The organism is Burkholderia sp. HI2714, assembly GCF_002223085.1.
In the GTDB taxonomy this organism is placed as follows: Bacteria; Pseudomonadota; Gammaproteobacteria; order Burkholderiales; family Burkholderiaceae; genus Burkholderia; species Burkholderia lata_D.
The window spans coordinates 1-4,495 of sequence record NZ_NKFM01000103.1; the positions used below are offsets into that span (position 1 = coordinate 1).

General features: G+C 61.2%; 2 protein-coding genes and 5 pseudogenes. 3 read left to right on the forward strand and 4 right to left on the reverse strand.

Annotation, left to right across the window (positions count from 1 at the left end; genetic code table 11):
* The 4 genes and pseudogenes from CFB82_RS40985 to CFB82_RS43800 form a co-directional block, all read right to left on the reverse strand.
* Positions 1 to 181, reverse strand: a pseudogene (locus tag CFB82_RS40985) (IS5/IS1182 family transposase); the annotation flags it as partial.
* Positions 182 to 301: 120 nt separating this feature from the next.
* A pseudogene (locus tag CFB82_RS40990) lies at positions 302 to 1,426 on the reverse strand (IS4 family transposase); the annotation flags it as partial.
* Positions 1,427 to 1,489: 63 nt separating this feature from the next.
* Positions 1,490 to 2,020 (reverse strand): IS3 family transposase, encoded by a 531-nt coding sequence (locus CFB82_RS40995; RefSeq protein ID WP_256990778.1) that lies wholly within the window; start codon positions 2,018 to 2,020, stop codon positions 1,490 to 1,492.
* Positions 1,947 to 2,141, reverse strand: a pseudogene (locus CFB82_RS43800) (integrase); the annotation flags it as partial. The pseudogene CFB82_RS43800 and the gene CFB82_RS40995, both read right to left, overlap by 74 nt.
* Before the next feature lie 192 nt (positions 2,142 to 2,333).
* On the opposite strand from CFB82_RS43800, the pseudogene CFB82_RS41005 reads away from it, so the two are divergent.
* From CFB82_RS41005 to CFB82_RS41015, 3 genes and pseudogenes are all read left to right on the forward strand, one after another.
* Positions 2,334 to 2,765: pseudogene (locus CFB82_RS41005) on the forward strand (recombinase family protein); the annotation flags it as partial.
* A 956-nt stretch (positions 2,766 to 3,721) separates the two neighbouring features.
* The gene (locus CFB82_RS41010) at positions 3,722 to 3,913 is read left to right on the forward strand and encodes a hypothetical protein (protein WP_089487900.1); all 192 of its coding nucleotides are present in this window, start codon (positions 3,722 to 3,724) and stop codon (positions 3,911 to 3,913) included.
* Positions 3,914 to 4,177: 264 nt separating this feature from the next.
* Positions 4,178 to 4,495: pseudogene (locus CFB82_RS41015) on the forward strand (hypothetical protein); the annotation flags it as partial.

The window sequence follows — 4,495 nt, forward strand, 5'->3', positions numbered from 1 at the left end:
GCGCTGTCGCGCCGAACAGATCGATCACCTGCGCAGCAATGCCTTCACGATTGCGATGCGCGAACAGCGGCGCCATCGTAGCTTCGAGCTGCGCCCACGGCATGCGCGTCGCGAGCACCGCAAGCGGATGGCGCAGGTCGATCATCGAATCAAGGCGGCTTCGGAAGAAATCGTCGGTCATGTCGGCGCGCTCCAGCTCCCAGGTTCTAAATCAGATCGATATTCGTTCTGGGAGTTCGCAGCATATCCGGCTCCCGGCAATCCCTTGCAGGGCTTGGTTCCACTATGTTTTGCATGTCCGACTATCGAAGAACAGTTCGGCATCCAGATCGGGGCAGGTGCGTCCCATGCGCATCAGATGGGCGATACGCCATGCGACCACGAGGAACAACGCCAGTGCGCGCTCGATCCGCGCCATCGCGCCCAACTGCAGCGCCTCCACCCGACAGCCGTTCTTCAGGATGTTGAACAGCATCTCGATTTCCCAGCGAGCCCGATACCACTCGATCAGTTCGATCGCTTCCTGCAAAGTCGTGGCCTCGCGGTTGGTCAGCAAGCGCCATTCGATCGGCTTGACCCCGCTGGGCGCATCGATCTCGCGCGCCACCGGGCACGTCGCCGACACGCTCTGACCCACACCGGCCGGCAACTCGATTTGCCGCAGCCACACCTGTTGACGCACCTCGCGCGCCTTTACGCCGTGGCGCGAGCCCATCGTGAAGGCGATCTCGCCGAGCGGCGCGCCTTCGGTCGACGCCGCCCACAGCTTCGCCCCCTCGGGCAAGGCGCGGTCATGACTCGCGCGAATCAGCCAATCCGCCGGCGTGCCCAATTCCTGCGCCCGCGCCATCAGCGCAATCATGTCCGCCTCGCGATCGGCCACGTACACGAGGCGCGTGTCCGGCAGATTTGCCGCGGTGTCCGCCACGCGCTCGTAACCCTCGATCCAGCGACGACTTTCCTTCACGCCGCCGCGTATGCCTTGCGCATCTTTCGGTTCGCGCGCCCACATCCACGCATCGAGCACACCCAGCGGCATACGCCCGGGCGTCACCGCATAGGTCGGATGGACGTACATGCCGCGCTGCGCCTCGTAAGACAGTGGCCCAAGCCCGGTCGCGCGCCGGCCGTTAAAGTCCAGTTCCGTGGTGTCCTGCAAGCACAGCACAACCGGGTACGCCGCCATGCGCTGCTCGGTCTGCTGCCAGTGCGGCTCCAGAATGGCGGCCCACTCGACCTCGTCGTTGTCGAGGAAACGGTACGCCGCCATCGTCTCACCCCAGCCCCGACACGCTTGCGGCACGCCCACCGTCGGCTTCGCTGCCAATCGTTCCATCAATATCCTCGCTCGCTTGTTCAGGCGCGCGTCGCCAAGGTTGAGATGGGCGAATTCGGTTTCCGTCCAGCAGAGTGTTTCCAGAGCCAAGGCGTTCACGCAAAAAGCGAGAGTAAACGCGAAACGCCGGAAGTTTACAAGCTCAAGCCTGACTCATTGATCGCAAGCGCTTTGCTCACGGCGCGGCCCCCTGCCAGCAGACTTGTGTATAAGACGATGCGTATACCGTTGCCCGTGAACCCGTTCGTTTTTCAGACTGTTGAAGAAGCTTTCCGTCGGGGCGTTATCCCAGCAGTTCCCTTTGCGACTCATCGAGCAGGTCATGTCGTAGGCTTTCAGTTGGCGCTGGAAGTCATCCGAGCAGTACTGGCTGCCGCGATCCGAATGATGCATCGCGCCCGGCGCTGGCTGACGGCGGAACCACGCCATCGTCAATGCGTCGGTTACCAGATCGGCCTTCATGCGTGACTTGATCGACCAGCCGACGACTTCCCGGTTGAACAGATCGAGCACGACCGCCAGGTACAGCCAGCCTTCGTCGGTCCAGATGTACGTGATGTCGGACGTGAAGACCTGATTCGGGGCCGCCGGTGCGAAATCCCGGCTCAGCCTTGCTGCCTTTGCCGACGAGATTGAGCCAGTGGGCGTCGTTCTCGCCTGTACGAATGTCGCCAAGTCTTGCATCGACGAGTTCGCTCGCTCGCAAACCTGTCGCGTACGAGAAGTCGAGCAGGAAACGCAATCGTTGTGCGGCCGGTGTTCCCCAACTGTAGGACCACTCCAGTCCGTTGGCAATCGTGCGAACCGCACGGAAGCGGAATGCGACTCGTACGCGAATGAAAAACTGTTGTTTTAAATTTGCAAGGTGCTACAGGAAGGAGGGGCGCATGTAAATCGGTAGAGATCCAGTTTGTATTGGTAAATATATTTTGTTTTCATTGATTCCGTCCGAGGAATAATCGGCCCATACGATTCGTAATACCAAGTAAAATCGAACATGAAGATCGGCTATGCTCGGGTATCAACAGAGGACCAAAGTCTAGATCTGCAGCTCATGGCCCTGCAGGCCGCAGGATGCGACACGATCCTGTCGGACCACGGGGTTTCCGGCTCGCGATTCGATCGACCTGGGCTACACGAAGCGCTGAGTATTGTGCAGACGGGCGATGCGCTAGTCGTGTGGCGCCTCGATCGACTCGGACGATCGCTGGGGCATCTGGTGGAGGTGGTCGGCGGGTTAGGGCAGCGCAACATCGAGTTTATCTCGCTGACGGAGAGCATCGATACGCGATCGCCGACGGGCATGCTGATGTTTCACATGATCGCGGCGCTCGCGGAGTTCGAGCGCGCCCTGATCAGTGAACGGACGCGCGCCGGAATGGCGGCGGCTCGTGTACGAGGCGCCAAGCTCGGGCGTCCCAAGGCGATCAGGGCCACTTATGAGACGGAGAATTAGTGTAGTGTGCGCTGCCGCATGCGCGGGCCACGCCGGACCGGCATTGCATGTGAGCGGTGCGCTTCAAGGACCGCAGTCGATGCCCTCGAAGCCGCGGGCTCAGTGGCGAGACTGGGGGGGAAGAAGGACTGCTTGACCGACGAAGGCCGATCGCGTGACGGAACGTTTTTACGGATGTGAGCCGCGAAAAAACAGGGCAACCGGCGGGCACTTGATGTGATCGCGTACCCCCCGGTCGCCGCGTCACTTGGGGTACAAGCGGCGCGGCCAAGGCCCTGACTAACGGGGTCGAAGTATTTTACACAAGCATTAACAAATCTGCGCACAAATATTACATTAAACTTTCAATTCGTCGCGATGCGACCAGCCGGCATTGTGAAGGGGCCCAGCCTGAGCGCCGAGCGGGTACGGGGTGCCACCCCCTCCTCGCTACCCACCAACAGCACGGCTCATTCGCCATCGGGGTATTCCAGAATGTAAGATTAATGAAAGGCATGGATAATGGACGCCGTCGCCTCCCCTTCATGGTCGGCGATGGTCTCCGTGCTCGTGGAGAGCACTTGCCACCCCTGCGGGGGTGGCAATTTTACAAACGGCGCGAGACGCAAAGACAGGTGCCTGGCGGAGGTCGGCGGGCGCGGCCTGGGTCCATCCGTAAAACACGCTGCCAGAGGCGAGTGTCGGGCGCCTGCCTTGGCGTGTCGACGGGCCCGTTCGGGCAGGCGTCGGATGGCAGTCGGTGGGCGCGACTGCATCCGCCTACCGGCGACCTGGTGCGTCGGTGGGTTCCTCTAAAGACGCTGCCAGATGCGAGCATCCGGCGCCTGCCCGAACCGGCGCGTCGGTTGAGATGGGAGAGAGGGCGGGTGGACGCAACGCGTTGGAAAATTTGCGATTTCGTGAGAACGGCAACAAGCGGCGACGCCGGTGTGAGCGCGTTGCAGATCGCACAGGGCACCGCGCTCAATTTCGGCCAGGTCTGCAATCACATCCATCTGCTGGTGCTCGACGGCTATCTGCGCCGCCTTTACGTCCGGCCGGCCGTGTATCAATGGACGGGCCGGCCGCTACCGGTATTGCCGCCAGCGTCGCCCGGCCCCGAGCGTTCGGGGCGGGCGTAATCGCGATCGGTCCGACGCGAGACGGTTCTGTCGTGATCACGGAGACGCGACGAGGCTGATCAATATCTTCAGGAATCCTTAGATGCGGTGGCAGGAAATTGCCGGAGGGTGATGTGTCTCACGTTCTTGAAAAGCGACAAGCTTTGGTTCGACGCAGAATTTTGTGCGTGGGAGCGTTGCTGTGCGTGGTGCTCTGCATTGGCTTTGTTCGGAAGGGGGTGGTTGCGCGGCAGCGTGAGGTCGAGTAGAAAGGGCAATTGATCTATGCCTCGTGAACGTTCATTGCCATACAAAGCCAGCCTGAAATCCGGAGCGCCGCGCAAACGCCCGAAACCGACGTATCGGGTCGCGAACGCCCGCGCCTACAATCAGAGCCTGAAGCGGCGAGGCCAGCTCAGCCTCTACTGCCCGGAGGGCGACCTGAAGGCGCTGTTCATCAACACCCAGCCGTATGTGCCGGGTGTGTCCGGGCGTGCCCCAACCTACACGAACGCCTACATCGAGCTGATCTATACGTTTTACCGGTTGTTTCGTTGGGCGATGCGTCAGATCACCGGCTTCATGGAAGAGTACTGGCGGCTG